Source organism: Streptomyces sp. NPDC045955, assembly GCF_056430805.1.
In genome coordinates this window covers 1-22,723 of record NZ_JBWKKY010000031.1, presented here as the reverse complement: position 1 = coordinate 22,723, position 22,723 = coordinate 1, and the positions used below count along the sequence as shown (strand labels likewise).

Sequence of the window (22,723 nt, the reverse complement as noted above, 5' to 3'; positions counted from 1 at the left end):
TGCGTGCGCGGTGGCACGGCGAACCGGGCACACGTGTGCGCGGGTGACCCCGCACACGGGATTCCGGCCGAGTGCAGGGAGTTGACCAGCGTGTACCACCACTCAGGAACCGTCACTCAGCAGGCAGCCGGCTCCCCGACGGGTCTGCTCGACCCGAAGGGCCCGGACACCGAGGCCATCCTCTATCAGCGCTGCACCTGGTGCGGCACCGCGATGTACCACCGGGTGCTGTGTCCGGTCTGCCGCGGCAGCGAGCTGCGGACGGAGCGCAGCGAGGGCACGGGAACGGTGCGCCACTCGACGGTGGTACACCGCAACACTCCCGCGGCGCGCAATGTGTCCCTGATCGAGATGTCCGAAGGGTTCATCGTGCGCGGCCGGGTGATGGGTCCGCCCATCGGCATCCACAGCGGGGACCGGGTGCGGCTGTCCACGGCCAAGGACCCGGTACGTGGCGAGCCGGTCTTCCAGCTGCTGGACGAGCCGTACCGGGCCTGGCGCTGACAGGCGGTCCGGTCACCGGATCCCGGGGAGCAGTTCGCCGGTGCGCACGGGCCGTCCCGTCTCGAAGCTGCGGTTGGCCGCGAGACCGACCGCCAGGGCGAGTGCCCCGTCCCGTTCGGTGGCGGTCGGGTGGGCCGTCGCCGCGGAGTCGGCCGGGCGGGTGGGGTCCGCGGGGCCGAACAGCGCGTCGAGCATGCGCGGGTCGCCGCCGCCGTGGGCCTCGTGGGCGACCGCAAGCGGCACATCCAACGGGGGCTGCCACAGCGGGCGCAGGGTGAGGCGGGCGCCGCCCGCGTGCTCCGCCGCCGTGTCCCCGTGCAGGGCACCCGCGGCCGAGGTGATCCGGGTCAGGGGCGGCTGCCAGCGGCTCTCCTCGACCTCCAGCTCCAGCCGGCCCGCGCTGCCGTTGAACATCACCCGGTAGCCCTCCCACGGGGAGTAGGCGGTCAGGTGGTACGTCATCGTCGCGCCGCGCGCGTAGCGCACGAGGACGGACATGTCGTCCTCGATGGTGATCGGCCCGTCGAAGACGTTCCGGTCGCGCAGGTAGCCGTCGTCGGGCTCGGCGTCCAGGTAGAGGGCGCGCAGAGTGTCGTCGGCCGCGAGGTCCAGGGCGAAGGGGTCGCCGGCGGCCCGGTCGGCGCCGTGGGCGCGGTCGTAGTCCCGGCGCAGCCCGTGCCGCTCCCCCGCCTCGCGGCCGTAGAAGCCGAGCCGCCCGTAGCCGAAGACCTCCCGGGGCCCGTCGGCGAGCCACCAGTTCACCAGGTCGAAGTGGTGCGAGGACTTGTGCACCATCAGGCCGCCGCTGTTGTGCTTCTCGCGGTGCCAGCGGCGGAAGTAGTCGGCGCCGTGCCGTACGTCGAGCAGCCACTCGAAGTGGACGGAGAGCACCTCGCCGATCGCGCCGCCGGCGAGCAGGGCGCGGACCTTCTCGTGCACGGGATTGAAGCGGTAGTTGAAGGCGACGGTCAGACAGTTGCCGGTCTCGCGGACGGTGCCGAGGATGCGGGCACAGCGCTCGGCGTCGACGGTCATCGGTTTCTCGGTGACGACACGGCAGCCCGCCTTCAGGGCCGGGACGATGTAGCGGTCGTGCTCGGCGTCGACGGTGGTGACGACGACCTCGTCGATGCCTTCCCCGGCGAGCAGGTCGGTGAAGCGGTCGGGCTCCCACTCGGTGGCCGCCGGAGCGCCGGCTTCGGCGAGCAGCCGGTTGTGGAAGGCCATCCGGGTCGGGCTGGGGTCGCACAGCGCGGCCACCAGGTGGCCGGGGCGTTCGGCGAGGCCCCGGGTGAACAGCTGGGCCCGGTGGCCCGTGCCGACGACGGCTGCGCGCAGGACGGGATTTCGGCTCATGACAGGTGGTCTGTCCCGGGGACGGGCCGTCCACTCCCCTGCCGCCGAAAGCGCTTGCCGAGGAGGGGATCAGCCCGTGAGAGTGACGCGGATGCCCACGGTGCCGTCGAGACGCCGGCGCAGCCGGCTGCCGAGCAGAGTGAGTCGGCCGGTGATGCCGTACTTGCGGGCGATCAGCTGCCGGTAGCGGGCGGTGGTCGCCGCGTCGCAGATCTCCGCCGTCGCGGGCAGCTGCTCGCCGGTGGGACGGCCGCGCAGGTCGCAGGGGCCGACCAGGACGTCGGCGCGGTTGCGGATCCGCTTCACCTTCCAGGAGTCGGCCGACGTCCAGGCGCCGAGCGCGTCCCCGTCGCGCACCACCCAGACCGGGGTGGCGACCGGCGTACCGTTCCTGCGGTAGCTGGTGATCAGCAGGTACTTGCCCGCGCCCAGTTCGTCCAGCGCACTGTCGTCCATGGCGGGCAGTCTACGAGCGCGTCCCGCGCGGCGTGCCCCCGGTTCTCAGTACAGCGCGGCCGCCATTCTCCGTACCGCCTCCCCGATCACCTCGGGCGAGGTCGCCAGGTTGAAGCGGACGTGCCCGGCGCCGCCCGTGCCGAAGGGGAGGCCGGAGTTGAGGGCCACCCGGCCGCGGTGCAGGAAGGTGTCCGCCGGGTCGTCGCCGAGGCCGAGGGCACGGCAGTCGAGCCAGGCGAGGTAGGTGGCGTCGCCCGGGCGGTAGCGGATCGCGGGCAGGTGCTCGGCCAGCAGGTCCGCGAGCAACCGCCGGTTGGCGTCGAGGCCGGACAGCAGGGCGTCCAGCCAGGTGACGCCGTCGCGCAGGGCGGCGGTGTGGGCGATGACGCCGATGTGGCTCGGGCCGTGCCCGACCTCCTCGGGCATCCGGGCCAGGTCGGCACCGGCCCCCGGCCCGGCGATGGCGAGGGCGGCCTTGAGCCCGGCCAGGTTCCACGCCTTCGAGGCGGACATCAGCGACAGTCCGCGCTCGGCGCCGGGCACGCTGAGGTACGGCACGAATTCGGTGCGGCCGACCACGAGCGGCGCGTGGATCTCGTCGGCGACGACGCGGACGCCGTACCGCTCGGCGAGGGCGGCGACGGCGGACAGTTCCTCGGCGGTGTGAACCGTGCCGGTCGGGTTGTGGGGGCTGCACAGCAGGTAGGCGGCCCGTGCTCCGCCCGCGACCACCTGGCGGAAGGTCTCCTCCAGGACACCGAGGTCGATGCGCCCGTCCGCGCCGAGCGGGGCCTGGACCACGCGCCGGTCCATGTGCTCGACGAACTGGTAGAACGGCGGGTACACCGGCGGGTTCACGACCACCGCGTCCCCGTGCCCGGTGACCAGCTTGAGCATCTCGACGACGCCCAGCATGACGTCGGGCACGATCGCGGTGCGCTCCACGGCGAGCCCGTCCCAGTTCCACCGCTTCCCGGCGAAGGCGGCCAGCGCCTCCGCATACGCCGTGCCGACGGGGTAGCCGGTGTCGCCGAGGCGGAGCGCGTCGGTGACGGCGCGTACGACGGGTTCGGCCAGCGGCACGTCCATCTCGGCCACCCAGACCGGCAGCACGTCCTCCGGGTAGGTGCGCCACTTCATGCTCGTACGGCGGCGGAGATGGTCGAGAGTGAGAGCCTGCAGGGGATTCGGTTCACCGGACGTCTCGTGCGGGATCCTGGTCATGGGCACACGATAGGGGGCTGTGCAGTGAGCGGGAATCGTCAGGACGGGGAGCGGGGAGGGGCCGAAGGCCCGTTCCTGGAGATCGCCTGCGACGAGTCGGGGTCGGACGGCGAGAACCTCACCGGCGGGAACACGGACGTGTTCGCGCACGCCAGCATGTCGCTGTCCATGGCGACCGCAGCGGCGGCCGTGCGGGAGATCCGGGACCGGATCCGCTCGCCGGCCCAGGAGTACAAGGCGAACCACCTGCTGCGGGAGAAGCACCGCGCGGTGCTGGAGTGGCTGCTCGCGCCGGACGGCCCGATCCACGGGCGGGCGCGGGTGCATCTGATGGAGAAGTCCTTCTTCGTGGTGGACCGGGCCGTCGGTCTGCTGCTGGGCGACCCGGGCGCGGTCGCCGCCCTGTTCCGCGAGGGCCGCGGGGCCTTCGGGGAGGACGGCTGGCGGGCGTTCCTGGAGGCGGCCAACCAGCTGCTGCGGGTCCGTAACAACGGCGAGCCGGGCGCTCCCGTGGATGCCTTCTACGACACGGTCGACGTCCTGCGGCGGGCCCGTCCGGATTCGGGGGCGACAGCGATCCTGGAGCGGCTGGCCGCGACCCGGGCCCGCGCGGTGTCCTATCGGGCGGCGTTCCTGGACGGGCCGCCCCTGATCCCGGTGCTCAACCCGCTGCTTCCGGCGATCGTCCGGACGGCCGCGCTGTGGAGCGGCGGCGGGCGGCCGGTCCGTCTGGTGCACGACCGGCAGAACATGCTGACGCCGGACCGCATCGCCTGGATCGAGGAGACGGCCCGGCAGGCGGGGGTCGGCCTGGCCGGGCTGCGGCTGGTCGTCGCGCGCGAGGACGCGCGCGTGCAGGTGGCGGACTTCCTCGCCGGGATCGCCCGCAAGATCGCCTCCGACGAGCTGAACGGCCGCGGGGACCCCGCCCTCACCGCCCTGCTGCGGCCCTACGTCGATCCGGCCTCGGTCTGGGGCGACGTGCGCAGTCGGGCCCTGCTCGCCGCCCCGGCGGACCTGGGTCCGGCCGTTCCCGCCGCCGGCCGGCGGTGAAGAGATCACGCGTGCGCTGAACACGGCAGGGTTGCGCCCCGTATGGGAAGAGGGCACCCAACTCAAGGAGTGCCCCGTGGTGTTCACATCGTGATGTTCGGGTTCGGGAGCCATGCATGAGGCACGCACGACGACGGGTCGTCCGGCGAGTGACACGGCTGGCGGCCGTCGGCGGACTCCTCCTCGGAGGAACGATGGTCACACGCGCCGTGGCGAGCGAGCCCCCCGACCCGTCGATCGGCGTCCCGTACTCCGCACGGCCGGCCACGAGCATGGGCACCGACCTCGTGTCCCGGCTCGGCACCTCCCGCACGGCGGGCAGCTGGGTCGACTCCGCGGGCCGGCCGGTCGTCGCGGTCACGGACGAGAAGGCGGCCGACGAGGTCGAGCGCGCCGGTGCGCGGGCGAAGATGGTGCGCCACAGCATGAGCGACCTCAAGGCCGCCACGAAGACGTTGCGTTCGGCGCCCCGGGTGCCCGGTACCGCCTGGGCCCTGGACTACAAGAGCAACGAGGTGGTGGTCCGGGGTGACAGCACCGTCTCCGCCTCCGACTGGTCGCGGCTGACCGATGTCGCGGAGGGCATCGGCGGCTTCGTGCGCATGGAGCGCACCGAGGGCACGTTCACGACGCGGGTCAACGGCGCGCAGCCGATCCTGTCGACCGCCGGGCGCTGTTCGGCGGGCTTCAACGTGACCGACGGGACGACCGACTACATCCTCACGGCCGGGCACTGCGGGCCCGACGGTTCCGTCTGGTTCGCCGACGACCGGGGCCGGGAGCAGGTCGGCTCGTCACTCAAGGGAAGCTTCCCCGGTGACGACTACTCCCTGGTGAAGTACGACAGCGGGCGCGCGGGCGAGGGTGCGGACGTCGTCGCGGTCGGTGACGGCAAGGGTGTGCGGATCACGGGCGTGGCCGATGCCGAGGTCGGTCAGAAGATCTTCCGCAGCGGCAGCACCAGCGGGCTGCGCCAGGGGGAGGTGACCGCGCTGAACGCGACGGTCAACTACCCCGAGGGCACGGTCACCGGCCTCATCGAGACGAACGTGTGCGCCGAACCCGGTGACAGCGGCGGCCCGATGTTCGCCGACGGCGTCGCGCTCGGTGTGACGTCGGGCGGCAGCGGGGACTGCACGGCGGGCGGTACGACGTTCTTCCAGCCGGTGACGAAGGCGCTGACCGAGCTGGGCGTCAAGCTGATCGTGGCCAAGCAGTCCGGTGCCGGAACCGGCGCCTCCCCCGCGCCGTCGGCCTCACAGGGCGCCGCCTCGCCAGGCTCGTCGGCGCCGGTGTCGGGCGAGGACGTGTCGGGCCTGCTGACCCGCCTCACCGACCCGCGCAACGTGGGCCCCGGCCTGCTCGTCATCGCGGGCAGCCTCGTCGCCCTGGTGGCGACCCGGTGGATCCGCGCGGAGCAGGACCGCAAGGCGTATCGGCAGTACTACTCGGCCACCTGGGGATGACGCGGCCCGGTTCGGGTGAGGACGCCCCATGACCGTACTGCTCGGCGCCACCGAACTTCAGCGGGTGGTCACACCACAGGACCTGCTCCCGGCGCTGCGTCAGGGCTTTGTCGCGGCCCTCGGTGTCCGGACGGCCCCGCAGCGCGTGCGCCAGAACCTGCCGGCGTCCGCCGGGAGCATCGCCGTGCTGCTGCCGGGGCTGCTGCCGGACATCCCCGCCTACACGGTCAAGGTGAACGCCAAGTTCCCGGGCTCCGACCCGGCGATCTCCGGCATCGTCTGTCTCCACGACCTGGAGACCGGGGAGTTGCTCGCGCTGCTGGACTCCGCCTTCGTGACCGCGTGGCGGACCGGGCTGTCGGCGGCATTGGCCACCGACCTGCTCAGCCCGGCGGGAGCACGCACCGTGGGGATCATCGGAGCGGGGGCCCAGGCGGACATGACGCTGCGGGGGCTGACCCGGTTGCGCACGGTCGAGCGGCTCGTCATCCACGACGCCGACGACGGACGGGCCCATCGGATGGCCGAGGTCTGGCAACGGGCCGGACTCGCATGCCAGGTGGTCGGCAGTGCGCCGGAGGTCGCCCGCACCTGCGACAGCGTCGTCACAGCGACCTGGTCCCGCAGCCCACTGCTGGGAATTCCGGACGTCCGGCCGGGCGCGCACATCACCTCGCTGGGAGCGGACGAACCGGGCAAGGTGGAGCTGGACGCCGGGTTGCTCCGGCATGCGCGAGTCATCGTGGACGACCTCGACCTGGCCATGACGTCCGGTGCGCTGGGCAGTGCGGGCCTGGGCCGGGAGGATGCCGCGGCCGTACTGGGCCGGGTCGTCGACGGGACCGTCCCGGCACGCACCGATGACGGGCAGATGACCGTCTACACTCCGGTCGGTCTGCCCTGGCAGGATCTCGCACTCTCCTGGGCCGCCTATGAGGCAGCGCTGCGGGACGGGATCGGCGTCGGCTTCCGGTTCCACTCGCGGCCGCGGGACGGGGGCGACGCGTGAGCACACCTGTCGCGGCCGCGGGACGGGGCCGACGCGTGAGCACCCCTACGCGCCTACTACGCCGGGGCGGCTCTGCCTCACCCCAGCGTGAGCAGTACGGTCGCCGCCCCCGCTCCCAGCAGTCCCAGCGCCTGGCGCCGGCTGATCCGCTCATGCAGCAGGGCGAGGCCAAGGATGACGGGCAGGGCGGGGTAGAGGGACGCGAGGACGACGGCGATGGCGAGCAACTGGCGCTGCGCGGCCAGCAGATACAGCACGAGGCCGAGGGCCGCGCCGGCCCCGATGAGGAGGGCCTGGACGCAGCGGCCCGGCGGCAGCTTCAGCCGGCGGGCGTGACGGGCGGCGTCCGGCAGGAGGACGAGGACCGCGGCGACACGGCCCGCGGCGACGGGCCACAGTCCGCTCGCGGAGGCTGCCTGCCCGAGGGCGAGGTACTGCACGGCCACGCCCGCGCTGGCGAGCAGTCCGTCCGCCGTCCCCTTGCCCGCGCCGCCCCCGCCTCCGGAGACGAACCACAGTGCGGGCACCGTGACGGCGATGCCCAGCCAGGCCATGGCCCCGGGGCGGTCGCCGAGGACGAGCACCCCGCACAGCACCGACAGCGCGACACCGGTGACGGCACTCACGGGCACCACGACGCTCATCGCGCCGCGGCTCAGCCCGCGGTTGAGGAACCGCATGGCGACGCCGCTGCCGACGCCGGACAGCGCGCCCCACAGCAGGTCGGCGGTGTGGACGGCGTCGACGGGCAGGAGGAGCGCGGCGGCGCAGGCGAGCAGCAGCCCGCCGAGCTGACCGAGGAAGGTGACGGCGGCGTGATGGATGTGCCGGGACAGCAGGCCGCCTGCGAAGTCGACGATGCCGTAGACGACGGCCGAGGAAAGTGCGAGAAGGGCACCCATTGGATCAGGGGTGCCCCGGGACGAGGGTCCGATGCGTCAGCGGCCTGATGCTCAGGCCGCGGGCGCGGGCTGCGGGGCCGCGGCGGCCCACTCCAGGACGAGCCGCTGGTATTCCTCGCGCTGCTCGACGCTCAGTGTCCCGCCCGACCGGCGCCACAGGGCTCGGATCTCCTCGTTGACCTCGTCAGCCGTTCGCTGGGAAGAGGATTCAACAGTGGTGGACATGCTGTGAAGCATACGTCGCCGCAGGTGAAGACGATGTGAGTAATCGTGAGGTAAATGGTCATTCCGGACAGTGTTGCTGATCACGTCCATCTCCCGGTAAACGTGAGCCTGTTCACGCTTCGGCCGATCCCAGCACCAGCACCTTGATGGCCAGGACGGCCGCGCCGCGCGCCCAGTCGTGAAAATCGGACACCTTCGTCTCCAGTTCGACCGGGGCGGCCAGGGGGTGCCGGTTGTCGCCGACCGTGTCCTCGACCGTCTTGCCGGCCACGTCCATGAGTCCGACCCCCTCCCCCGCGAGCAGGATCTTCTGCGGCATCACGAAGTTGGAGATCTGCGCGACGAGCGTGCCCAGCGCCCGGGCCGCCTCGTCGACGACCCGGGCGGGCATCGGGTCCCCGGCGGCGGCGGCCGCGAGGATCTCCTCGTAGGTCCGGTCGCGGCCGGTGGCGGCCTGGACCTGGTAGCGGATGTTGGGGATGGTCAGCAGCGAGACCGCGCTGCCACGCCGGCCGTCCGGGGTGAGCGGGCCGTTGGGGTCGACGATCCAGTGCCGGCCGAATCCGCGGTCCTCCTCGGCGTAGGCCACCCGCTTGCCGCCCAGGACGAGCCCGTAGCCGATACCGGCGCCGATGGTGAGGACGACGAAGCGGTCCAGGCCGCGTCCGGCGCCGAACCAGGTCTCGGCCTCGACCAGGGCGGCGACGTCGTTCTCGACGACCACGGGCAGCCCGGTGCGCTCCTCGACGAGATCGGCCAGGGGCACGTCCCGCCACAGCAGGAAGGGCGACTCCCCGACGACGGCGCGGTCCTGGACGAAACCGCCGACTCCGATGCCGATCCCGGCGAGCCGGGGGTGGTCGCGGACCAGCTCGGCGGTCATCTCCCCGAGCACATCGGCGACTTCGGCGGGGTCGTGAGTGGTGAGCGGGCGGTCGTGGCGGGCGACGATGTCACTTCTGAGCGTGGTGACGACACCGTAGACCATGTCCTCGGTGATCTTGAAGCCGAGGAAGGACCAGGAGCCGGCGACGACGTCCAGCGGTGTGGAGGGGCGGCCCTGCCGCGTCTCCGCCGGCACGCCCGCCTCGGCCACCTCGACCAGCAGGCCGGACTCGATCAGCGGCTTGGTCAGCCGGGTGAGGCTGCCGGCCGACAGCCCCAGCCTGCGGGCGAGCTCGGTGCGCGACAGCGGTCCGTGCACGAGCACCTCGATGGCCACCGAGCGCTCTCCCGGGCTCAGCGGCGGCCAGCTGGCGATGCCTGCGGTCATGTCCGTGCGACTCCCCTCGCCCTTTTCTTTCGCACTGAAACCAACATGCCCACTCTAAGGCGATGATGGTTCCTGCGAAAAGATGTTTGCACCCCTCTTGACGCGGCAATTGTTTCGCGCCAAAAGTAAGTCCCGCCAGAGGACGAGCCGCCGCAGCGAGGGAGTCTCCCGATGACCATCGCCTCCAGCAGCCCTCCGTCACGTCTGCCCGTGGGCGGCGCGGCGGAGGCCCACAGCAAGCCCAGGACACGACGGACCGAGATGGGCGAGAACCGGGGTGACGGACGGCTGGCCGCGCTCTTCATCGCGCCGGCGCTGCTCGGCTTCGTGGTCTTCCTGCTCTGGCCGACGCTCCGGGGCATCTACCTGAGCTTCACCCGCTTCAACCTGCTGACGCCGGCCGAGTGGGTGGGCCTGGACAACTACGTCCGCATGGTCAACGACCCCATCTTCTGGGACTCGTTGACGGTCACCGTCGAGTACGTCGTCATCAACATCGGTGTGCAGACGGTCGCGGCGCTCGCCATCGCCGTTCTCCTCCAGCGGCTGACCCAGTCGGCGATGCTGCGCGGCATCGTGCTCACGCCGTACCTGATGTCGAACGTCGTCGCCGGCCTGGTCTGGCTCTGGATCCTCGACACCCAGCTCGGCATCGGCAACGAGATCATCAGCGCCGTCGGCGTCGACCGCATCCCGTTCCTCGCCGACGAGACCTGGGCGATCCCGACGATCGCGCTCATCAACGTGTGGCGGCACGTCGGGTACACGGCGCTGCTGCTGTTCGCCGGTCTCCAGGCGATCCCGGGCGACATGTACGAGGCGGCCCGGGTGGACGGCGCGAGCGAGTGGCGGATGTTCTGGCGGATCACCATGCCGCTGCTGCGGCCGGTGCTCGCGGTCGTGCTGATCATGACGGTGATCGGGTCGTTCCAGGTGTTCGACACCGTGGCCGTCACCACCGCGGGCGGTCCGGCGAACGCGACCAACGTGCTCCAGTACTACATCTACGGCTCCGCCTTCGGGCGCTTCCAGTTCGGCTACGCCTCGGCCATGTCCGTCGCCCTGCTGGTCGTGCTGAGCGCGATCACCGTCCTCCAGTACCGGCTCACCCGGGCCGGCCGGACCGACCTCGGCTGAGGAAAGGGAGATACCGGTATGGCTGCCGTGACGACAACGACGTCGACGACCCTGCGACCGGTCCGGCGCAGGTTCCCCTTCGGGCGGGCCGCCGCCTGGACCGTGATGGGGCTGATCGTCCTCATCACCCTGCTGCCGTTCTACTGGATCCTGCGCACCGCGCTGTCCACCAACGCGGGGCTCAACGCGGATCCGACCAACCCCCTGCCCGTGGACCTCACCACGAGCGGCTTCGCACGCGCCCTGGGCATGCAGTCGGCCGAGGAGGCCGTCAGACAGGGCGGTGCCGGCGGCGGGCTCGACTTCTGGCGCTATCTGCTCAACTCGGTGCTGGTCTCCACCCTGATCACCGGCTGTCAGCTCTTCTTCTCCGCGATGGCGGCGTACGCCTTCTCACGGCTGCGCTGGCGCGGCAGGGACAAGGTGTTCGGCCTGTTCCTGGCCGGGATGATGGTGCCCACCATCTTCACGCTGCTGCCGAACTTCGTGCTCATCAAGCAGCTCCACCTGGTGGACACGCTCCTCGGCATCGCGCTGCCCACCATGTTCATGGCCCCGTTCGCGGTGTTCTTCCTGCGGCAGTTCTTCATGAACATCCCCAAGGAGGTGGAGGAAGCCGCGCTGCTGGACGGCGCCGGGAAGGTCAAGATCTTCTTCCGGGTGGTGCTGCCGATGGCGTCCACGCCGATCGTCACGCTGGGCGTGCTGACGTACATCACCTCCTGGAACGACTACTTCTGGCCGCTGATGGTCTCCTACAGCGACAGCTCGCGGGTGCTGACCGTGGCGCTGGCGATCTTCCGGGCCCAGACCCCGGCGACCGGCGTCGACTGGTCCGGGCTCATGGCGGCGACGCTGATCGCCGCGCTGCCGATGCTGGTGCTGTTCGCCTGCTTCGCGCGCCGCATCGTCAGCTCCATCGGCTTCACCGGGATCAAGTAAGGGGACTGTGATGCGAATTCGTCTGCGTACGCTCGTCGCGGCGACCGGAGCGCTGGCGCTGTCCCTGGTCAGCGGATGCGCGCAGGGCGGTGCCGCCGGATCCTCCGCGCACACGGTCACCTACTGGCTGTGGGACGCCAACCAGCTGCCCGCCTACCAGGCCTGCGCCAAGGGGTTCGAGAAGGAGAACCCCGGACTGAACGTCAAGATCACCCAGTTGGGCTGGAGCGACTACTGGACCAAGCTCACCGCCGGGTTCATCGCCGGCACCCAGCCGGACGTGTTCACCGACCACATCCAGAACTTCGGCCAGTACGCCGACCTGAAGGTCCTCGAACCGCTCGACGACCTCGGCATCGAGAACTCCGACTACCAGCCAGGCCTCGCCGCCAACTGGATCGGGAAGGACGGCCACCGCTACGGCGCACCCAAGGACTGGGACACCGTCGCGCTGTTCTACAACTCGAAGATGACGAAGGAAGCAGGCCTCACCGCCGCGCAGCTGAACAACCTCGCCTGGAACCCGGAGGACGGCGGCACCTTCGAGAAGGCCATCGCCCACCTCACGATCGACAGGAACGGCAAGCGGGGCGACGAGCCGGGCTTCGACAAGAACAACGTCAAGGTCTACGGCATGGCCAGCAACGGCGGCGGCTTCGGCGACGGCCAGACCCAGTGGAGCAACTTCGCGGCCTCCGCCGGGTGGAGCTACCTGGACAAGCCCCGCTGGGGCACGAAGTACCAGTACGACAGCAAGACCTTCCAGTCGGTCGTCAAGTGGTACTTCGGCCTGGCGAAGAAGGGCTACATGCCGCCGCTGTCCGACTACAACGTCCAGTCCAACCAGGCGAACACGCAGGTCGCGGCGGGCAAGGCCGCCACCGCGTTCGACGGGGCCTGGATGATCTCCACGTACGCGGGCTTCAAGGGCCGGGACATCAAGACCGCCCTGACGCCGGTCGGCCCGACCGGCAAGCGCGCCACCATGATGAACGGGCTCGCCGACTCCGTCACCAAGGCCTCAGCGAACAAGGCGGGCGCCAAGAAGTGGGTGGCGTATCTGGCCTCGGACAAGTGCCAGAAGGTCGTCGGCGGTTACGGCGTCGTCTTCCCCGCGACGAAGGCCGGGACCGAGGCCGCGGTCGCCGCGTACCGGAAGAAGGGCATCGACGTCTCGTCGTTCACGAAGCCCGTGGCCGACAAGAAGAACTTCCGGACCTTCTCCTACCCGATCGCCAGCTACTCGGCGGACATGACGGCGCTCATGTCACCGGCGATGGAGGACATCTACGGCAACGGCAAGCCGGTCAGCAGCCTCGACGAGACCAACGAACAGATCAACCTGATCCTCTCGCAGTGATCCCCAACGACCAGTGAAGGGCACGCCTTACATGACGTTCTCCATCGGCATCGTCGGCGCCGGACAGTTCTCGGGCCAGTTCGCCACGCTGTTCCAGGCCCACCCCGGCGTCAGCGACGTCTACGTCACCGACCTGCTGCCCGAGAGGGCCGAACAACTCGCCGCCGCGCAGGGCCTCGCCGGCACCTTCCCGTCGTACCAGGCCATGCTGGAATCGGAGGACGTCGACGCCGTCGCGATCTTCACCCAGCGCTGGACGCACGGTCCGCTGGTGCTCCAGGGCCTGAACGCCGGCAAGCACGTGTACTCCGCGGTCCCCATGGCGATCAGCACAGAGGAGATCGCCGCGATCATCGACACGGTCAAGGCCACCGGGCTGACCTACATGATGGGCGAGACCAGCGAGTACAACCCGGCGACGGTCCACGCCCGCAACCAGATCGCCGAGGGCGCCTTCGGGCGGCTGTTCTACGCCGAGGGCGACTACGTCCACGACATGGACCTCGGGTTCTACGAGGCGTACCAGTACAGCGGCGGCGAGAACTGGAAGGCCACCGCCAGCTATCCCCCGCTGCTGTACCCGACGCACGCGGTCGGCGGGGTGCTGGGCGCCTGGCGGACGCACGCGGTCAGCGTGTCGGCGATCGGTGTCGTCGACGACCGGGGCGACGGTGTCTTCGACAAGGAGGTCAGCCAGTTCGACAACGACTTCTCCAACGCCACGGCGCTGTTCGAGGTGGCGGGCGGGGGCTCGTTCCGTACGAACGAGTTCCGGCGGGTCGGCTACCCCTCGCACATACGGGAGTCGCGTTTCCGCTTCTTCGGCACCGAGGCGAGCATGGAGCAGCTCGCCACGGTCGCCCTGTGGCAGGACAAGCAGGGCGTGAAGGACATCAGCGAACTGCTGGAGCCCAAGCCCACCACGGCGCCCGACGACCCGTCGCTCCAGCACATCGCGCCCGAGCTGCGGGCCGCGTTCACCTCCGGGTCGGCTCCCGTGCACGACCGTGCGCGGCTGCCGAGGGAGTTCGACCATCTCCACAACGGCCACGAGGGCAGCCACCACTTCCTGGTGGATGACTTCGTGACCGCCGTCAACACGCGCACCCTGCCGTCGGTGAACGCGTGGGTGGCCGCCCGCTACACCCTGCCGGGCATCATCGCGCACGAGTCCGCGCGGCAGGGCGGGGTACGGCTGGAGATCCCGGACTTCGGGGACGCGCCACAGTAAGGGGCGGGTCCGAGCCGGGTGCCTGGATCAGGTGCCCGGCTTGCGGCCGTAGACGAAGACGTCGTCGTTCTTCTTCAGCAGCGACCAGTACTTCTTCGCGTCGGTCTTGGTCATGTTGACGCAGCCGTGCGAGCCCGGCGGGTTCCACATGCTGACGCCGACCGAGTGGAAGGCCTGGCCGCCGTCGAAGAACTGGGCGTAGGGCATCGGCACGTCGTAGATGGACGAGACGTGGTCGATGTTGCGCCAGTAGATCTTCTTCAGGCCGGTGCGGGTCTCGTAGCCGTTGCGGCCGGTGCGGACCGGGACGGGGCCGTAGACGAGCTTCTTGCCGTCCTGGATCCAGCTCAGCTGGAGGCTCAGGTTCACGCAGGCGATCCGGCCCTTGTTCACCGGGCACTTGCCGTCCTTGTTCGGGTTCTTCCCGACGGCCTTCTGCTTCAGCATCAGGTCCATCACTCCCCAGGTGACGGGCCCGGCGTAGCCGGCGTTCGGGGAGATGCCGTGCTTGGTCTGGAAGGCCTTGATCGCCTTGCAGTCGGCGGCGGACTGCTTGCCGTCGACCGGGCGGCCGAGGAACTTCTCCACCTGCTTCTGGTACGGGCCGGTCTTGGTGGTGCAGCTCGCGGCCGCGGCCGGCGTGGCGCCGAGCGCGAGCGTGAGCGGTGCCACCAGTGCGGTGATCCCGAGTGCGACGGCGCCCCGTCTGCGTACGTCCCCCATGGTTGGTCCTGCCCCTTCGCGGAAGTGGTCACATCGTCTGCGATCCCTGCCTGCTAGACGGGCGCACGGGGGGTTCGGTTGTACGGGCTGACTGCCTGCGACGAAACGGTGACATACCCCACCCGCCCAACCGGTCGGAGCGACCAGGCGGATGCGGTGGGTCCGGCGGTGTCTCAGCGGTAGCCGGTCGTGTCGGCCGGCTTGCCCGCGGCCTGCACCTCGACGAGGTAGCGCCAGGCGTCCGGGCGGCTGCCGTCGAGGTCGGTGAAGCCGTACTCCCGGGCCAGGCCGCCGCTGGAGAGGGACCGGCCGTTCCAGCGCGCCACGTCGGGGTCGGCGGCGAGCGCGACCACGGCCCGGCCCACGTAGCGCGGGGTCTCCGAGATGGCGAAGTGGGGCACGCGCTCCAGGGCGTCGCGCCAGTTGTCCTCCCGTACCCCGAAGGCGTCCAGCATCATCTCCGAGCGCAGCCAGCCGGGGGTGAGGGCGACGGCGGTGGCGCCGCGCGGGCCGAGTTCGTGGCCGAGGGAGAAGGCCATGCGCAGGACGGACGTCTTCGCCAGGTCGTAGAAGAAACTGTTGCGGTAGGTGTCGCGGTTGTAGTCGGCGGTTCCGTCGGTGACCTCGACGACCAGGCCGCCGGGGTGGCGCAGCATCAGGGGCAGGGCGTGATGGCTGGTGATCGCGTGTGTCTCGACCGCGAGTCTGAGCAGGCGCAGGCCGTTGTCGAGGTCGTGCTCCCAGACCGGGGTCTCCCACTCGAAGAGTTTCTCGCCGCCCCAGATGTCGTTGACCAGAACGTCGAGGCGGCCCTGTTCGTCGGCGATGCGGTCGACGAGGGCGCGGACCTGTGCCGGGTCGAGGTGGTCGGTGGGTACGGCGACGCCCTGCCCGCCTGCCTCGGTGACGAGGTCGGCGGTGTCCTCGATGGTCTCGGGCCGGTCGTACTCCGAGCGGCGGGTGCGGGTGCTGCGTCCGGTGACGTAGACGGTGGCGCCTGCCGCGCCGAGTTCCACCGCCATGCCCCGTCCGGCGCCCCGGGTCGCACCGGCGACCAGTGCGACCTTGCCCTTCAGCGGAGCTGACATATCCGACCTCCCGTGACCGTGGCTGCTTGTCGCCTCCAGGGTGACGGGTAAGCCGGACATCCTCTGTCGCCTTTTGCGAGCGACACGCGATCAGTGGCCGCGGGCGATCCACTCCTGGAGGTGCGGGGCCTCCGCCCCAATGGTCGTGGCGTCTCCGTGGCCGGTGAGGACCTTCGTCCCGGGCGGCAGCGTGAGGAGGCGGTCGCGGATCGAGTCGATGATCGTCGGGAAGTGCGAGAAGGACCGGCCGGTGGCGCCGGGGCCGCCCTGGAAGAGGGTGTCCCCGGTGAAGACGGTGGCGAGCCCGGGGTCGTACAGGCACACCGCCCCGGGCGCGTGCCCCGGGGTGTGCAGGACCCGCAGGCCGGCGCCGCCGGCCTCGATCACCTGGCCGTCGACCAGCCAGGCGTCGGGCTCGCGGTCCGGGTGGGTCTGCTTCCACAGCGGCAGGTCGTCGTGGTGCAGCCAGATGCCGGCGCCCGTGCGCTCGGCGAGGGCGGGGGCGGCGTCGATGTGGTCGTTGTGGGCGTGGGTGCACACGATGGCCGTGAGCCGGCGGTCTCCCACGGCCTCGGCGATGGCCTCGGCGTCATGCGCGGCGTCGATGACGATCGCCTCGTGGTCGTCGCCGACGATCCAGACGTTGTTGTCGACGTCCCAGGTGCCCCCGTCGAGGCTGAACTGGCCCGAGGTGACGAGGTGTTCGACGCGCGGGGCCATCACAGCACCACCACCGAGCGCAGCACGTCGCCGTGGTGCATCCGCTCGAACGCCTTCTCCACCTCGTCGAGCTGGATGGTCTCGGTGACGAACGCCCCAAGGTCCAGGCGCCCCTGCAGGTGCAGGTCGATCAGCATGGGGAAGTCGCGGGAGGGCAGGCAGTCGCCGTACCACGACGATTTCAGCGCGCCGCCCCGCCCGAACACGTCCAGCAGCGGCAGTTCGAGCTTCATCTCGGGGGTGGGCACGCCGACCAGGACGACCGTGCCGGCGAGGTCGCGGGCGTAGAAGGCCTGCTTGTACGTCTCCGGGCGGCCGACGGCCTCGATGACGACGTCGGCGCCGAAGCCGCCGGTGAGCTCGCGGATCGCCTCGACCGGGTCGGTCTCGCGCGAGTTGACGGTGTGGGTGGCGCCCATGGTCCGGGCGGTCTCCAGCTTGCGGTCGTCGATGTCGACGGCGATGATCTTCGCCGCTCCGGCGAGGTGCGAGCCGGCGACGGCGGCGTCACCGACGCCTCCGCAGCCGATGACGGCGACCGTGTCGCCCCGGCCGACGTTTCCGGTGTTGATCGCGGCGCCGATGCCGGCCATGACGCCACAGCCGAGCAGCCCGGCCACCTGCGGGGCGACCGCCGGGTCGACCTTGGTGCACTGCCCGGCCGCGACGAGGGTCTTCTCGGCGAAGGCGCCGATGCCGAGGGCCGGGGACAGCTCCGTGCCGTCGGTGAGGGTCATCTTCTGCCCGGCGTTGTGGGTGTCGAAGCAGTACCAGGGCCGCCCGCGCAGACAGGCGCGGCATTTCCCGCACACCGCACGCCAGTTGAGGATCACGAAGTCACCGGGTTCGACGTCGGTGACGCCGTCGCCGACCGCCTCGACCACGCCCGCGGCCTCGTGCCCGAGCAGGAAGGGGAAGTCGTCGCTGATGCCGCCCTGCTTGTAGTGCAGGTCGGTGTGGCACACCCCGCAGGCCTGGACGCGCACGACCGCCTCCCCCGGGCCGGGATCGGGCACGACGATGGTCTCGATCCGTACCGGCTCGTCCTTGCCCGGTGCGATCACACCGCGTACTTCCTGCGCCATTGCTGACTCCTTCGTCGGCCCGGATGCCTTCCTCTCCGACCCTACGCGCGACTGATCGGTAAGGGATGCGGATCGGTCACCCGCGGCGCCGTATCACCAGCTCACGCGCTGCCCGAAAAGGCGGGGCACCTCACCCGGCGGGCCCCGTAACCTGACAGCTCCGCCCGACGCCGAAGGAGCGACGTGAGCATCGCAGAGACCGAGACCGGTACGCCCGCCTGGCGGCTGCTCCTCGGATACGTACGGCCGCACCGCCGCTCCCTGTTCGCCGGCGCCGTGCTCTCGCTGGTCACCGGGGCGACCGGGCTGATGCTGCCGCTCGTGGCGCGGGGCCTGATCGACGATCTGGCGCACGACCGGGCGATCACCGGGGCGCTGCTGGCGATGTCGGCCCTGGTCGTGACCAACGCGGCGGTCGGCGCGCTGGGTTCGTACGTGTTGCAGCGCACCGCCGAGTCGGTGGTGCTCGGTGCGCGGCGCGCCCTGTCGTCGTATCTGCTGCGGCTGCGGATCCCGGCCGTGGACCGCAGCGAGCCCGGCGACCTGATGGCCCGCATCACCTCGGACACCACCCTGCTGCGCGCGGTCACCACCGACTCGCTGGTCGGGCTGGGCACGGGCGGACTCACGCTCGTCGCGACGGTGGTGATGATGGGCCTGGTGGAGCCCGTGCTGCTGGGCGTCACGCTGGCCGTGATCGTGGGCGCGGGCGTGGTCCTCGGCGTGATCGTGCCGCGCATCAACAAGGCGAGCCGGCAGGCGCAGGACGCGGTGGGTGTCATGGGTGCCTCGCTGGAGCGGATCCTCGGCGCCCTGCGCACCGTGAAGGCATCCGGTGCCGAACACCGGGAGGAACGCACGCTGCACGAGGCGGCTCAGGAGTCGTGGCGGCAGAGCGTGCGCGCGGCCAAGTGGTCGGCGGCCGCGGGCAACACGGCGGGGCTCGCCATGCAGATCGCCTTCATCACGGTGCTCGCGGTGGGCGGCGCGCGCGTGGCGACCGGCGCGATCGGCGTGGGCACGCTGGTCGCGTTCCTGCTGTTCGTCTTCTATCTGATGTCGCCGATACAGCAGGTCGTCGGCGCCGTCACGCAGTACCAGACGGGCGCCGCGGCCCTCACCCGCATTCAGGAGGCGCTACGGCTGCCCGCCGAGCCGACGGCCGCTGCCGCCCCGCTCCCCTTCCCCGGTGCGCGGCCCGCCGCCCTCGCCTTCGACGACGTCCGCTTCCGCTACGCCGACGACCTGCCGTACGTCCACCACGGCGTGACGTTCGCCGTGCCCGCGCAGGGCATGACGGCGTTCGTGGGCCCGTCCGGCGCCGGCAAGACCACCGTCTTCTCGCTGATCGAGCGGTTCTACGAGCCGGAATCCGGGACGATCACGTTCGACGGGCGCGACCTCGCCGACTGGGAGCTGACGCAGCTGCGCGCCGCGATCGGCTATGTGGAGCAGGACGCGCCGGTCCTGTCGGGCTCCCTGCGGGACAACCTGCTGCTGGGCAATCCGGAGGCGGACGACGACGCCGTCGCGCGGGTGCTGAAGACGACCCGTCTCGACGGTCTGGTCGCCCGGCTGCCCGCCGGCCTCGACACGCTCGTCGGGCATCGTGGCACCAAGCTGTCGGGCGGTGAGCGGCAGCGGGTCGCCATCGCCCGGGCTCTGCTGCGCCGCCCCCGGCTGCTGCTCCTCGACGAGGCGACCTCGCAGCTGGACGCGGTGAACGAGGCGGCGCTGCGCGACACCGTCGCGGACGTGGCCCGTACGACGACGGTCCTGGTCGTGGCGCACCGGCTGTCCACGGTGACGATGGCCGACCGGATCGTGGTGATGGATGCCGGGCGTGTCCGGGCGGTCGGCACGCACCGCGAGCTCGTGACCGCCGACCCGCTCTACGCGGAGCTGGCGGCGACCCAGTTCCTGGCCACGGCTGACTGAGCCACCGGGCACGCGTGAGGGCCGCCCGAGCCGGGCGGCCCTCGTCGCACGCGCTGCCGCCAGGGCCGGACGTGCGGCACGAAACCGGAGACCGGGGAGACCAGGCCGACGACCTGGTCCAGCTGGTTGAGGTCATCGAGGCGCTTGAGCCCGGCCGGCTGGCAGGAGGGCTGCGGGATCTCGTCCTTGTGCTCGGCGGGGATGTCGCTGACGGTCAGCGAGTCCAGCGTGGACACCGGGCTGAGCGGGCTCCGGGATTTCCGCGTCGGCCGCGTCCGCCATCGGCGCGGCGAGGCAGGCCGGTGACACCCGCGGCGAGACCAACGGCGGCGACGATACGTCGTGTTGAGCCCATGCCGATCGCAACGCCTGCGGGTCCCGGGCGGACACGGGCGGACGGTTCCGCTCCACCGTCAGGCACCGCGGCCCGGCTGTGCCTGTCTGCGTTTGCCGAGCACGCCGGACGGGAGGAGGCTCGACAGGAGAGGCCCCTCGCGGCCCTCCCGACCGGGTCGCGGCCCTTCGAAGGAGGTCATCATGGGAACCGCGGCAGAGCCCGCCTTCGACAGAGAGACACTGCGCCAGGGTGTGGAACAGAGCCCGGACGTTCTGCTCTCGCTCTACGCGGACGACGCGGAGTTCCGCATCGTCGACCACACGACCCAGCCCAGCCACCCCAAGGTCCTGCACGGCCGGGACGAGATCAGCCGGATGCTGGAGGACGTCTACAGCCGCGACATGACGCACAAGCTGGAGCGGTGCGTCATCCAGGGCGACGAGGCCGCCTACAGCGAGAGCTGCCAGTACGCGGACGGTGTGCGCGTCCTGTCCGAGTCCATGCTCTCGCTGCGGGACGGCAAGATCGCCGAACAGACCCTGGTCCAGGCCTGGGACGAGTAGGAGAGCCACGCCGACGAGCCCGGTCCGCTGCCGGGACGTCAAGCGCGGCGCCGTCGTGTTCGACGCCGGGTACAGCCCCGGCACCATCGGCGACGTCGACTCCGGCTCCGCCGTGGAGCGGGCCTCGCCCGGCGTGTGATCAGCGCATCCAGGCGCTGTACGACATGACGTCGCCCTTCTTGACGCCGTACTCGGGTTCGGCGGTGGAGAAGGTGGTCTCCAGGCCGAGGACGGCGCCGGTGACCGGGTCCATGATCAGCATGTGATGGGCGCCGGGGCCGTCGTACACGTACGCCTGACCGCGTCGCCCGAGGCGGTCGGTCACCTGCCCGACGGGCCGCAGCCCCTCGGTGCCGGCCAGCAAGCGGGCGAGCCCCGCGGTCTCCCGGGCACCCAGGGTCCAGGTGTCGAGCAGCACCTCGACGGCGTCCAACAGTTGGGGCGTGGTCAGCGGAGTGTCCGAGTACTGAGCCTCCGTCAGGTAGGCCCGCAGCCGGGCGGGGTCGCGCGGCGGCGGAGACTGGGGCGGGGCATCGCTCCAGCTCGGCGGATAGGTCTGGTCGCTCAGGACGTGCCCGTCCTCGACGAGGTGCGGCTCGCCGCCCGCGCCGGAGAGGACCGGGCGGCCCGGGTGCCTCGGGTCGGTCGCCACGACGAGCTCCGAGTGACTGCCGTCGGCCTGCCAGCGCACGATGCGCTCCTCGGGCACGGTGATCGGAGGCTTGTCGTCCGACATGCCCATGCTCCAGGACTGCACGTGCGTGCCCTTGCGCAGCCGGGGCGAGCCGTCGGCGGCGGCCTGTTCGGCGCGCTCGGCCAGCCGGTCCAGGGGCAGGGGTGTGGAGCCGGTCTGCACCACCAGTGGACGGGGTGCGGCGACCGCCGGTGTGGTGTTCGGGCCGCTCAGTACGAGGGTCAGCGCCAGGGCGGCGACGACGGCCGTGGCGACGAGCCCCCAGGCGAGCCGGGGCCGGCCCGCGCCGGGCAACAGCCGCTCCCGCAGACGGCCCGGCGGCCGCTCACGCAGCAGCCGCTCCAGCCGCCGCTCGGCACCGTGGTCCAGGGGACCGTCGCCGAAGTGGGGACCGTCGGACGGCACCGGATTGGCACCACGCAGCAGTTCGAGTTCGTCAGCCATGGCCGTGTTCCTTGGGTGCGGTCAGGTGGGCGGCGGGCAGGGGGCGCGGGGCACGGGCGCGGCCACCGGTCGGGGGTGTGGTCAGGCCGCGTGCGGCACAATTCGCCCCGGCCCCGGACAGAGCGCGCGCGTTCGCTGCGCCGGAGGGGCGCTGCGGTTGTGGACCGTCGGCCGGGGCGGGCGCCCGCGCGAAGAGGACGCCGGTCATCGCCGGTCCCCCTCGCGCAGTGAGTGTCCCGTGTCCGCCAGGTCCGCGGTGCCCGACGGCCGCATCCCGTCGATCTCGGCTCTGAGGCGGCGGCGGGCCCGGTGCAGCCGCATCGCGGCGGCCCGCTTGCCGCAGCCGAGGGCGATCGCGACCTCGTCGATGCCGAGTTCCTCCCAGGCGGTCAGGCGCAGCACCTCCTGGTCGGCCGCGGAGAGCCGGGCGAGTGCCTCGTGCACCCAAGCGCCGGGGGTCTCGGTCTCGGGGCCTTCCGCGATGTGCCGTCCGTGCGCGGTGTCGTCGTTGCCGAGCCGGTCGACGAGCCGCCGGCGGCGTCCGTGGCCGCGCACCGCGTTGGCCAGGCAGTTGCGTGCCACGCCGTACAGCCAGGGCAGCGGGGAGGAGGGCAGGTCGGCCCGGCGCCGCCAGGCGACCGTGAACACCTCCGCCACCACTTCCTCCACCTCGCCGGCCCGCCCGTCCAGTCGCCGCGCGACATAGCGGCTGACCGCCCAGTAGTGCTCGCGATAGGCAGCGGCGAAGATCTCGTCGTTGCTCATGTCCCGTTCGTGTCCGGCACCTTCCCGATCGTCACACCCGTTTGTCGTGATTCTCGTCGCGTCAGGAAAGTGTGACGTCCGGGCGGGGCGCGGACACAGGCGGGGCATGAGGCACCTGAAGTGGCTGACGACCACGGATCACAAGACGATCGGCACGCTGTATCTGGTGACGTCGTTCGCGTTCTTCGTCATCGGTGGCGTGATGGCGCTGTTCATGCGCGCCGAGCT

The 22,723-nt window shown here is 71.3% G+C and carries 23 protein-coding genes; 10 read left to right on the top strand and 13 right to left on the bottom strand.

Annotated features, from left to right (window positions below):
* Window positions 1-90: 90 nt before the first annotated feature.
* Window positions 91-504: a Zn-ribbon domain-containing OB-fold protein gene (locus AC07F0_RS37205; RefSeq protein ID WP_356924875.1), complete on the top strand. Its 414-nt coding sequence runs from the start codon at window positions 91-93 to the stop codon at window positions 502-504.
* 12 nt (window positions 505-516) lie between these two features.
* Here AC07F0_RS37205 and AC07F0_RS37200 read toward each other — a convergent pair whose 3' ends face one another.
* From AC07F0_RS37200 to AC07F0_RS37190, 3 genes are all read right to left on the bottom strand, one after another.
* Window positions 517-1,860, bottom strand: a complete 1,344-nt coding sequence (locus AC07F0_RS37200) for a Gfo/Idh/MocA family protein (protein ID WP_478984484.1) — start codon at window positions 1,858-1,860, stop codon at window positions 517-519.
* A gap of 69 nt (window positions 1,861-1,929) precedes the next feature.
* Window positions 1,930-2,316 carry a PPOX class F420-dependent oxidoreductase gene (locus AC07F0_RS37195; protein ID WP_478984483.1) on the bottom strand — a complete coding sequence of 129 codons (387 nt, stop codon included), beginning with the start codon at window positions 2,314-2,316 and terminating at the stop codon, window positions 1,930-1,932.
* A 45-nt stretch (window positions 2,317-2,361) separates the two neighbouring features.
* Window positions 2,362-3,540 carry a MalY/PatB family protein gene (locus tag AC07F0_RS37190; protein ID WP_478984482.1) on the bottom strand — a complete coding sequence of 393 codons (1,179 nt, stop codon included), beginning with the start codon at window positions 3,538-3,540 and terminating at the stop codon, window positions 2,362-2,364.
* 24 nt (window positions 3,541-3,564) lie between these two features.
* On the opposite strand from AC07F0_RS37190, the gene AC07F0_RS37185 reads away from it, so the two are divergent.
* The 3 genes from AC07F0_RS37185 to AC07F0_RS37175 all read left to right on the top strand — a co-directional run bounded on the left by AC07F0_RS37185 (window position 3,565) and on the right by AC07F0_RS37175 (window position 7,068).
* Complete coding sequence (locus AC07F0_RS37185) at window positions 3,565-4,593, top strand: hypothetical protein (RefSeq protein ID WP_478984480.1); 1,029 nt, start codon at window positions 3,565-3,567, stop codon at window positions 4,591-4,593.
* A gap of 116 nt (window positions 4,594-4,709) precedes the next feature.
* The gene (locus AC07F0_RS37180) at window positions 4,710-6,059 is read left to right on the top strand and encodes a S1 family peptidase (protein WP_478984479.1); all 1,350 of its coding nucleotides are present in this window, start codon (window positions 4,710-4,712) and stop codon (window positions 6,057-6,059) included.
* Window positions 6,060-6,087: 28 nt separating this feature from the next.
* Window positions 6,088-7,068 carry an ornithine cyclodeaminase family protein gene (locus AC07F0_RS37175; RefSeq protein ID WP_478984477.1) on the top strand — a complete coding sequence of 327 codons (981 nt, stop codon included), beginning with the start codon at window positions 6,088-6,090 and terminating at the stop codon, window positions 7,066-7,068.
* Between the two features lie 77 nt (window positions 7,069-7,145).
* On the opposite strand, the gene AC07F0_RS37170 is transcribed toward AC07F0_RS37175, so the two are convergent.
* The 3 genes from AC07F0_RS37170 to AC07F0_RS37160 all read right to left on the bottom strand — a co-directional run bounded on the left by AC07F0_RS37170 (window position 7,146) and on the right by AC07F0_RS37160 (window position 9,468).
* Window positions 7,146-7,970, bottom strand: coding sequence for an EamA family transporter (locus AC07F0_RS37170; protein ID WP_478984475.1), 825 nt, complete (start codon window positions 7,968-7,970; stop codon window positions 7,146-7,148).
* A 51-nt stretch (window positions 7,971-8,021) separates the two neighbouring features.
* On the bottom strand, window positions 8,022-8,207 hold the full coding sequence (locus tag AC07F0_RS37165) for a hypothetical protein (protein WP_478984474.1): 186 nt from the start codon (window positions 8,205-8,207) through the stop codon (window positions 8,022-8,024).
* A gap of 100 nt (window positions 8,208-8,307) precedes the next feature.
* A complete protein-coding gene (locus AC07F0_RS37160; RefSeq protein ID WP_478984472.1) occupies window positions 8,308-9,468 on the bottom strand; it encodes an ROK family protein in 1,161 nt (386 codons plus the stop codon).
* Between the two features lie 171 nt (window positions 9,469-9,639).
* On the opposite strand from AC07F0_RS37160, the gene AC07F0_RS37155 reads away from it, so the two are divergent.
* From AC07F0_RS37155 to AC07F0_RS37140, 4 genes are read left to right on the top strand one after another with little or no spacing between them, the layout of a single operon-like run.
* Window positions 9,640-10,605, top strand: a complete 966-nt coding sequence (locus tag AC07F0_RS37155) for a carbohydrate ABC transporter permease (protein ID WP_478984471.1) — start codon at window positions 9,640-9,642, stop codon at window positions 10,603-10,605.
* Window positions 10,606-10,623: 18 nt separating this feature from the next.
* Entirely contained in the window at window positions 10,624-11,547 is a 924-nt protein-coding gene (locus AC07F0_RS37150; protein WP_436730184.1) for a carbohydrate ABC transporter permease, read from the top strand.
* A 10-nt stretch (window positions 11,548-11,557) separates the two neighbouring features.
* Window positions 11,558-12,907 carry an ABC transporter substrate-binding protein gene (locus AC07F0_RS37145; protein ID WP_478984469.1) on the top strand — a complete coding sequence of 450 codons (1,350 nt, stop codon included), beginning with the start codon at window positions 11,558-11,560 and terminating at the stop codon, window positions 12,905-12,907.
* 31 nt (window positions 12,908-12,938) lie between these two features.
* Window positions 12,939-14,138, top strand: a complete 1,200-nt coding sequence (locus AC07F0_RS37140) for a Gfo/Idh/MocA family protein (protein ID WP_478984468.1) — start codon at window positions 12,939-12,941, stop codon at window positions 14,136-14,138.
* A 27-nt stretch (window positions 14,139-14,165) separates the two neighbouring features.
* Here AC07F0_RS37140 and AC07F0_RS37135 read toward each other — a convergent pair whose 3' ends face one another.
* The 4 genes from AC07F0_RS37135 to AC07F0_RS37120 all read right to left on the bottom strand — a co-directional run bounded on the left by AC07F0_RS37135 (window position 14,166) and on the right by AC07F0_RS37120 (window position 17,754).
* The gene (locus tag AC07F0_RS37135; protein WP_478984466.1) at window positions 14,166-14,861 is read right to left on the bottom strand and encodes a L,D-transpeptidase family protein; all 696 of its coding nucleotides are present in this window, start codon (window positions 14,859-14,861) and stop codon (window positions 14,166-14,168) included.
* Between the two features lie 173 nt (window positions 14,862-15,034).
* Window positions 15,035-15,949, bottom strand: a complete 915-nt coding sequence (locus tag AC07F0_RS37130; protein ID WP_478984465.1) for an SDR family oxidoreductase — start codon at window positions 15,947-15,949, stop codon at window positions 15,035-15,037.
* A gap of 90 nt (window positions 15,950-16,039) precedes the next feature.
* Window positions 16,040-16,669 carry an MBL fold metallo-hydrolase gene (locus tag AC07F0_RS37125; protein WP_478984464.1) on the bottom strand — a complete coding sequence of 210 codons (630 nt, stop codon included), beginning with the start codon at window positions 16,667-16,669 and terminating at the stop codon, window positions 16,040-16,042.
* Window positions 16,669-17,754 (bottom strand): S-(hydroxymethyl)mycothiol dehydrogenase, encoded by a 1,086-nt coding sequence (locus AC07F0_RS37120; protein WP_478984463.1) that lies wholly within the window; start codon window positions 17,752-17,754, stop codon window positions 16,669-16,671. The genes AC07F0_RS37125 and AC07F0_RS37120 overlap by 1 nt, the downstream gene beginning before the upstream one ends.
* Window positions 17,755-17,937: 183 nt before the next feature.
* On the opposite strand from AC07F0_RS37120, the gene AC07F0_RS37115 reads away from it, so the two are divergent.
* On the top strand, window positions 17,938-19,692 hold the full coding sequence (locus tag AC07F0_RS37115) for an ABC transporter ATP-binding protein (protein WP_478984461.1): 1,755 nt from the start codon (window positions 17,938-17,940) through the stop codon (window positions 19,690-19,692).
* On the opposite strand, the gene AC07F0_RS37110 is transcribed toward AC07F0_RS37115, so the two are convergent.
* Complete coding sequence (locus tag AC07F0_RS37110; protein WP_478984459.1) at window positions 19,647-19,928, bottom strand: hypothetical protein; 282 nt, start codon at window positions 19,926-19,928, stop codon at window positions 19,647-19,649. The genes AC07F0_RS37115 and AC07F0_RS37110 overlap by 46 nt on opposite strands.
* Before the next feature lie 301 nt (window positions 19,929-20,229).
* On the opposite strand from AC07F0_RS37110, the gene AC07F0_RS37105 reads away from it, so the two are divergent.
* Window positions 20,230-20,592 (top strand): nuclear transport factor 2 family protein, encoded by a 363-nt coding sequence (locus AC07F0_RS37105; protein WP_478984458.1) that lies wholly within the window; start codon window positions 20,230-20,232, stop codon window positions 20,590-20,592.
* Between the two features lie 139 nt (window positions 20,593-20,731).
* Here the strand turns inward: AC07F0_RS37105 and AC07F0_RS37100 are convergent, their stop codons facing one another.
* Window positions 20,732-21,730, bottom strand: a complete 999-nt coding sequence (locus AC07F0_RS37100; RefSeq protein WP_478984456.1) for a CU044_5270 family protein — start codon at window positions 21,728-21,730, stop codon at window positions 20,732-20,734.
* A gap of 204 nt (window positions 21,731-21,934) precedes the next feature.
* Window positions 21,935-22,495 carry an RNA polymerase sigma factor gene (locus AC07F0_RS37095; RefSeq protein ID WP_478984455.1) on the bottom strand — a complete coding sequence of 187 codons (561 nt, stop codon included), beginning with the start codon at window positions 22,493-22,495 and terminating at the stop codon, window positions 21,935-21,937.
* Window positions 22,496-22,723: the final 228 nt, after the last annotated feature.

What these genes read in the sequence shown, in the direction of transcription:
- AC07F0_RS37165 (WP_478984474.1), bottom strand. Translation starts at nt 8,207, where the DNA reads ATGCTTCACAGCATGTCCACCACTGTTGAATCCTCTTCCCAGCGAACG.
- AC07F0_RS37130 (WP_478984465.1), bottom strand. Translation starts at nt 15,949, where the DNA reads ATGTCAGCTCCGCTGAAGGGCAAGGTCGCACTGGTCGCCGGTGCGACC.
- AC07F0_RS37175 (WP_478984477.1), top strand. Translation starts at nt 6,088, where the DNA reads ATGACCGTACTGCTCGGCGCCACCGAACTTCAGCGGGTGGTCACACCA.
- AC07F0_RS37105 (WP_478984458.1), top strand. Translation starts at nt 20,230, where the DNA reads ATGGGAACCGCGGCAGAGCCCGCCTTCGACAGAGAGACACTGCGCCAG.
- AC07F0_RS37145 (WP_478984469.1), top strand. Translation starts at nt 11,558, where the DNA reads ATGCGAATTCGTCTGCGTACGCTCGTCGCGGCGACCGGAGCGCTGGCG.
- AC07F0_RS37150 (WP_436730184.1), top strand. Translation starts at nt 10,624, where the DNA reads ATGGCTGCCGTGACGACAACGACGTCGACGACCCTGCGACCGGTCCGG.
- AC07F0_RS37170 (WP_478984475.1), bottom strand. Translation starts at nt 7,970, where the DNA reads ATGGGTGCCCTTCTCGCACTTTCCTCGGCCGTCGTCTACGGCATCGTC.
- AC07F0_RS37100 (WP_478984456.1), bottom strand. Translation starts at nt 21,730, where the DNA reads ATGGCTGACGAACTCGAACTGCTGCGTGGTGCCAATCCGGTGCCGTCC.
- AC07F0_RS37180 (WP_478984479.1), top strand. Translation starts at nt 4,710, where the DNA reads ATGAGGCACGCACGACGACGGGTCGTCCGGCGAGTGACACGGCTGGCG.
- AC07F0_RS37125 (WP_478984464.1), bottom strand. Translation starts at nt 16,669, where the DNA reads ATGGCCCCGCGCGTCGAACACCTCGTCACCTCGGGCCAGTTCAGCCTC.
- AC07F0_RS37195 (WP_478984483.1), bottom strand. Translation starts at nt 2,316, where the DNA reads ATGGACGACAGTGCGCTGGACGAACTGGGCGCGGGCAAGTACCTGCTG.
- AC07F0_RS37190 (WP_478984482.1), bottom strand. Translation starts at nt 3,540, where the DNA reads ATGACCAGGATCCCGCACGAGACGTCCGGTGAACCGAATCCCCTGCAG.
- AC07F0_RS37135 (WP_478984466.1), bottom strand. Translation starts at nt 14,861, where the DNA reads ATGGGGGACGTACGCAGACGGGGCGCCGTCGCACTCGGGATCACCGCA.
- AC07F0_RS37095 (WP_478984455.1), bottom strand. Translation starts at nt 22,495, where the DNA reads ATGAGCAACGACGAGATCTTCGCCGCTGCCTATCGCGAGCACTACTGG.
- AC07F0_RS37140 (WP_478984468.1), top strand. Translation starts at nt 12,939, where the DNA reads ATGACGTTCTCCATCGGCATCGTCGGCGCCGGACAGTTCTCGGGCCAG.
- AC07F0_RS37160 (WP_478984472.1), bottom strand. Translation starts at nt 9,468, where the DNA reads ATGACCGCAGGCATCGCCAGCTGGCCGCCGCTGAGCCCGGGAGAGCGC.
- AC07F0_RS37155 (WP_478984471.1), top strand. Translation starts at nt 9,640, where the DNA reads ATGACCATCGCCTCCAGCAGCCCTCCGTCACGTCTGCCCGTGGGCGGC.
- AC07F0_RS37120 (WP_478984463.1), bottom strand. Translation starts at nt 17,754, where the DNA reads ATGGCGCAGGAAGTACGCGGTGTGATCGCACCGGGCAAGGACGAGCCG.
- AC07F0_RS37200 (WP_478984484.1), bottom strand. Translation starts at nt 1,860, where the DNA reads ATGAGCCGAAATCCCGTCCTGCGCGCAGCCGTCGTCGGCACGGGCCAC.